6 protein-coding genes are annotated in these 5,071 nt (G+C 65.8%); 2 read left to right on the top strand and 4 right to left on the bottom strand.

Annotated features, from left to right (window positions below; all coding sequences use genetic code 11):
• The 4 genes from QZY48_RS15605 to QZY48_RS15590 form a co-directional block, all read right to left on the bottom strand.
• On the bottom strand, window positions 1-322 hold a 322-nt coding region (locus QZY48_RS15605; RefSeq protein ID WP_295432440.1), incomplete at its 3' end, for a hypothetical protein.
• Window positions 323-386: 64 nt separating this feature from the next.
• The gene (locus tag QZY48_RS15600) at window positions 387-1,010 is read right to left on the bottom strand and encodes a nucleotidyl transferase AbiEii/AbiGii toxin family protein (RefSeq protein ID WP_295432439.1); all 624 of its coding nucleotides are present in this window, start codon (window positions 1,008-1,010) and stop codon (window positions 387-389) included.
• 33 nt (window positions 1,011-1,043) lie between these two features.
• The gene (locus QZY48_RS15595) at window positions 1,044-1,784 is read right to left on the bottom strand and encodes a DUF6088 family protein (protein WP_295432436.1); all 741 of its coding nucleotides are present in this window, start codon (window positions 1,782-1,784) and stop codon (window positions 1,044-1,046) included.
• A gap of 250 nt (window positions 1,785-2,034) precedes the next feature.
• A complete protein-coding gene (locus tag QZY48_RS15590; protein WP_295432433.1) occupies window positions 2,035-2,460 on the bottom strand; it encodes a hypothetical protein in 426 nt (141 codons plus the stop codon).
• 140 nt (window positions 2,461-2,600) lie between these two features.
• Here QZY48_RS15590 and QZY48_RS15585 point away from each other — a divergent pair, with 140 nt between their 5' ends.
• Window positions 2,601-3,557 (top strand): acetyl-CoA carboxylase carboxyltransferase subunit alpha, encoded by a 957-nt coding sequence (locus tag QZY48_RS15585; protein ID WP_295432431.1) that lies wholly within the window; start codon window positions 2,601-2,603, stop codon window positions 3,555-3,557.
• Window positions 3,557-4,942: a tRNA lysidine(34) synthetase TilS gene (gene tilS / locus QZY48_RS15580; protein ID WP_295432428.1), complete on the top strand. Its 1,386-nt coding sequence runs from the start codon at window positions 3,557-3,559 to the stop codon at window positions 4,940-4,942. Before QZY48_RS15585 ends, tilS begins: the two co-directional genes overlap by 1 nt.
• Window positions 4,943-5,071 lie beyond the last annotated feature (129 nt).

Here is a 5,071-nt window from a genome sequence, read left to right as displayed (position 1 = left end):
CGCCCCGTCCCGAACGTTTATGCCATCGCCGAACCGCTCCATTGGCTCGCGGCGCGGAGAAAACGTTTCGGACGGGGCGAATGCCCCGTCCGGCCCGCAACTGTGTGGCTCGCTCGGGAAAATCGGATATCGGATATTCAAGCCGCCTCCCTTCAATGTCCGTCACTTGCGTAAGCCACCATAATTCGCCGCGCTGCTGGAGCGTGCCAACGATGACTTTGTCCGTCATCGACCACTGTTCGAGCAGGTACTTCATGCGTTGGTCCTCGTCCAACGCCATGATCTGCGCGGTATCCTTGTATTCACTGTTCGCTTCTGTCATTCCGGTATACGCTTCTTGCCTTGGCTTATGTTGTCAGGATGCTATCGCAGAGGACCATACCGCCCTAAGATTCAAGCGCATTTATTTCGTCCTCCAGCGAATGCAGCGCCGCGATAATACGCGAAAACTCCGGACACTCGCCGAAGATCATCACTCGCATCTGTTTGTAATCAGCCTCAAGTGACTCGATTCCCTCTGATGGCGGGATCAACCTGAATGTGCCTGGTCGGGCCTCGTCGTAACGCGCCCAGTTGCAGGGATAGAAGCGCTGCTTGAAGGCCACGACATCCGCCAAGAGTGGCAAGTCTTTCAGGGCAGCGGTACGGACGGCACTCTCGGCAAGACGGGAAAGGTCGTAATAGTGGCGCGAGTAACGGGAGGGAATAGGTCCCGGGTTGTGGGCTTGCTGATGCAGGATGGTCGCTTTTTCCCAAAAGGTACGTTCGGCCGCGATTGCGACAACCGGACAATCGGGGTCAGCGAAGAGCTTAGGGAAAGCCTCAGCCGCATAGGGTCGGATCTTGTATTTGCCGTGAGGAACCCAGGACGCCAGAGGGCCGATCTCCAGTTGTACGTTGGGGCGCAGGTAGCTCTGGGAAAAGGCAGCCGGGTATCCGATCTGCACCACTTGGTCGTAGCGGTCATCGATGCTCAGCGTGATCTCGGGGCAAGCTCGTAGCAAACCCAAAAGTCTTTCTCCACGAGGGCGGGTTGGATACCCTTACGCGCTGCGGTCTCTTGGAATAGTTCCTGGCGTTGGTTGGCCTTCAGGTTGGCAATCTGGTCCATCGTTCTCGTGGCCTCGGATTCGTTTGGTTCTATCGGTTGTGCGCGCCAAGGCGTCCGCGGGTTGATCGCCCTCCCGGCAAATGTGACGAATGGCCTCGTATACCCATCCGGTTGCCGTTCGGGTATCGGCAAGAACCTTGGGACGCAGGGCGGGAGGCAGCCAATCGCGGATTTTTGCTATGACCTCGGCGCTGATTGCATCTTGCCCTATCGATTTCAGCCCTTGGACGATGGTGCGGCTCTCAGGCAGGTTGAACCCGGCCTCTTTTAGGGCTGTCCGCTTAAAGACGAGCTCCGTGGCGCCGACCCGATAGGATCGATCCGGCCCGTCGGACAGGTAGAGATACTGGGCCGGCACCTGGGTGGAAAGCCCCATTAGGTTCAGCGCGGAAGGGCCGTTCGGCAGGATGCGCCAACCGAGTTTGCGGGCGAGCGCCTGCGCGACCCGGTCGATGTCCGGACTCAAGGGCTCGCCCAAGAGGAGGCTGTACCGCGGGTAGTCGTAGATCCCCCTCAAGACGCGGCGAATGGCGCCCTGCGTCCATAGACGATGCAGGGCCACATCGAGTGCCGAACGGCTCCCCAGATCCGCCAGGTCCGTCTGCGAGAAGGCCCAACCCCTGCCTTTGCCGTAGAGCCTGCTAAGAATTGTTTTTTCAGTCGGTTGAGACATGCAGATAGGTTATAGCTTGTAAGAAAAAATGGCTATTTTTTCTTACAAAGTCGAGACCGACGCCAAAAAGCCGCGCGGAGGTGGCAATTTTTATCTTCCTGAGCGACGCGTGGCTGGCGTCATGCCGCAGACGACTCATCGGCCAGCCCGCCCAAGACTGCCTGCGCCGGACGTCAACGGCCGATCGCCGCTGGCACCCAGGTGCGGAGCAACTCGGGGTCGAAGATCCACGGACCCCAAACGCCTCGTCCTACCAACAAGGCGTCATCACACTCGACATGACCCCCATCGCGTCCCCCGGCATGGGCATCGGCATCCCGCCCCAGCCGCCGCCCGCCTTGACCCGGATCAGATACTCGGCCCACTGGAGCGGTCGCGGCAGGTAGCCGGTCTGGGCGGCGATGAGGTGCAGTTCATCGACGAAGGCGTGGTCGCACGGGGTCTCGGACCAGGCGCCGGCGATGCAGAGGTCGTGACGCATACAGGCGGCATCGAAGGCGTCGACCGGTGGCAGGGCCGCCGCGGACGGGTGCCCGGGGCCGCACCAGTTGCCGTAGAGGGGCACACATTTGAAGGCCTGGGCCGGGCCAGCCGGCAGCAGGAGGGCGGCGAGGACGCCGATCAGGGCGATGGCCGGGGCGCGCCCGGGCGCGGGAACCTTCAGTTGTTTGCACATGGGTCTGTATCCTGGGGATGGGTTCGGCTATTGTGCCCCACCGGGGCGCCGCGGCAAGTCTGCGGGGTCCTGCACACGGCGCCCCCCGGCGGTCCGAATCTCACCGGTATGTCCCTGATTTCGATGATGTGATTGCGGCTATGGATCTGAACTTTCTCGATTTTGAACAACCGATCGCCGAGCTCGAGGCGAAGATCGAAGAGTTGCGCCTGGTCGGGCACGACAATGAGATCAATATCGCCGAGGAGATCGAGCGCCTGGAGAAGAAGAGTCGGACCCTGACCGAGTCGGTGTTCGCGGGACTCTCGCCCTGGCAGATATCCCAGCTCTCGCGCCACCCCCAGCGGCCCTACCTGCTGGACTATACCCGGCTCCTGTTCGACGAGTTCCACGAACTGCACGGGGACCGCGCCTTTGCGGACGATCCGGCCATCGTCGGCGGCCTGGCGCGCATGGATGGGCGCCCGCTGATGGTGATCGGGCACCAGAAGGGGCGCGACACCAAGGAGAAGATCGTGCGCAACTTCGGGATGCCGCGTCCCGAGGGTTATCGCAAGGCCCTGCGCCTGATGCAGATGGCGGAGCGTTTCCGACTGCCGATCCTGACCTTCATCGACACCCCGGGGGCCTATCCGGGCGTGGGTGCGGAGGAGCGGGGCCAGAGCGAGGCGATTGCCCGCAACCTCCAGGTCATGTCGCGGCTGCGCACCCCCATCCTGTGCACGGTGGTGGGGGAGGGCGGCTCCGGCGGGGCCCTGGCCGTCGGCGTGGGCGACCGCCTCCTGATGCTGCAATACAGCACTTACTCGGTGATCTCCCCGGAGGGCTGCGCGTCCATCCTGTGGAAGAGCGCGGACAAGGCCCAACTGGCGGCGGACGCCATGGCCATCACCTCCACCCGGCTCAAGGAGCATGGCCTGGTGGACCTGGTTATCCCGGAGCCCTTGGGCGGTGCCCATCGCGACCCGGACGCGGTGGCCCTGTCGCTCAAGCGCGCCCTGTCGGGGCAGTTGGACATGCTCCAGGAGATCGATCTGGATACGCTCATCGCCGAGCGCTACGCGCGCCTGATGGGCTACGGCAAGTTCAAAGAGTAATGTCCGGCTTCGATCCGCAATCCCTCGTTGCGACGCTGGCCCCCTTCGAGGCGGCGGGCCGGGTCTGGATCGCCTACAGCGGCGGGCTCGACTCCACCGTCCTGCTGCGCGCCGCCGCGGCGGTGCGTGAGCGCCTGCCCGGGCCGCTCTGGGCGGTGCATGTCGACCACGCGTTGCACCCGGATTCCGGACGCTGGGCCGAGCACTGCCGGGTGACCTGTGAGGACCTCGCCATCCCCTTGCGCGAGTGCCGTGCCGAGGTGAAGCCGGGGCGCGGGGAGAGCCTGGAGGCGGTGGCGCGGACGGCGCGCTACGGGGAGTTCTTCGCCCTGCTCGCCCCGGGCGATCTGCTGCTCACTGCCCACCACCTGGACGATCAGGCCGAGACCCTGTTGCTGGCCCTGATCCGCGGTAGCGGTGTGCACGGCCTGGCCGCGATGCCGCCGGTAGCGGACCTGGGACTGGGCCGACTGGTGCGCCCCCTGCTCGGGCACCCGCGCGCGGCCCTGGAGCACTATGCCCGCACCCTGGGCCTGACCTGGCTGGAGGACCCCTCCAACCGGGAGCCCGCCATGGATCGCAACTACCTGCGCCAGTTGGTCCTGCCGCTGCTGCGCGAACGCTGGCCAGCGGTCTCCGTTACCCTGGCGCGCAGCGGCGCGCACTGCGCGGACGCGGCGGCCCTGGTGGATCTCGCGGCCGGGCGTGAACTGGCGGGACTCGGCGGTGAGCGTCCGGGGACCCTGTCGATCCCGGGCCTGGCGCGGCTGGAGCGGACCCTGCGCAAGGCCGTGCTGCGCCTGTGGCTGCGGCGGCGGGGCTTTCTCGGGCCGGACACCGCGCACCTCGGGCGCATCCTGGACGAGGTCCTGCCGGCGCGCCCCGATGCCGACCCCTTGGTCGCCTGGCGGGGTTGTGAGGTCCGGCGCTACCGCCAGGACCTCTTCGCGCTGCGCCCCCTGCCGCCGGCGCCGACAGGGCCGGGGCTGCCGTGGGACCAACCGGTGCTGCAACTCCCCCATGGCCTGGGCACCCTGGAGCGGGTCGCCGACGCCGCTGCGATGGCCCTGATGGGTCCGGTGCGGGTGCGCTTCGGGGTGTCGGAACTCAGCTGCCGCCCGCCCGGGGGCGCCCATCAGCGTTCGCTCAAGAAGATCTTTCAAGAGGCCGGGGTCCCGCCCTGGCTGCGGCCCTATGTGCCACTGGTGTTCGCGGGTGACGACCTGGTGGCGGTGGTCGGGGTCTGTGCGTGCGCGCAGACGCAGGGGGTGCCGGACCCCGCAATGCTCACCGCCGCCGAGGTCCCCCTCACCGCGCTGGCGCCGACCGCGCCCCAGGTGCGCTGGAGCGGGCACCCCTGGGAGTCGCTCGGCTTTTTTCAGTGAGGCGCGGCGGGCGGATGCCCGCAGACCTACAGTCGCTCGCGCGTGCGGCCGTTGTCGTTGTCGTTGTCGTAATCGAGGCTATCGTAGCGCCCCGGATTGTCTCGCACGCCCAATCGCATCGCTTCTTCG

The organism is uncultured Thiodictyon sp., assembly GCF_903828115.1.
Taxonomy (GTDB): domain Bacteria; phylum Pseudomonadota; class Gammaproteobacteria; order Chromatiales; family Chromatiaceae; genus Thiodictyon.
The sequence above is the reverse complement of the archived record's forward strand: the minus strand, read 5'-3'. Positions and strand labels throughout refer to the sequence as shown.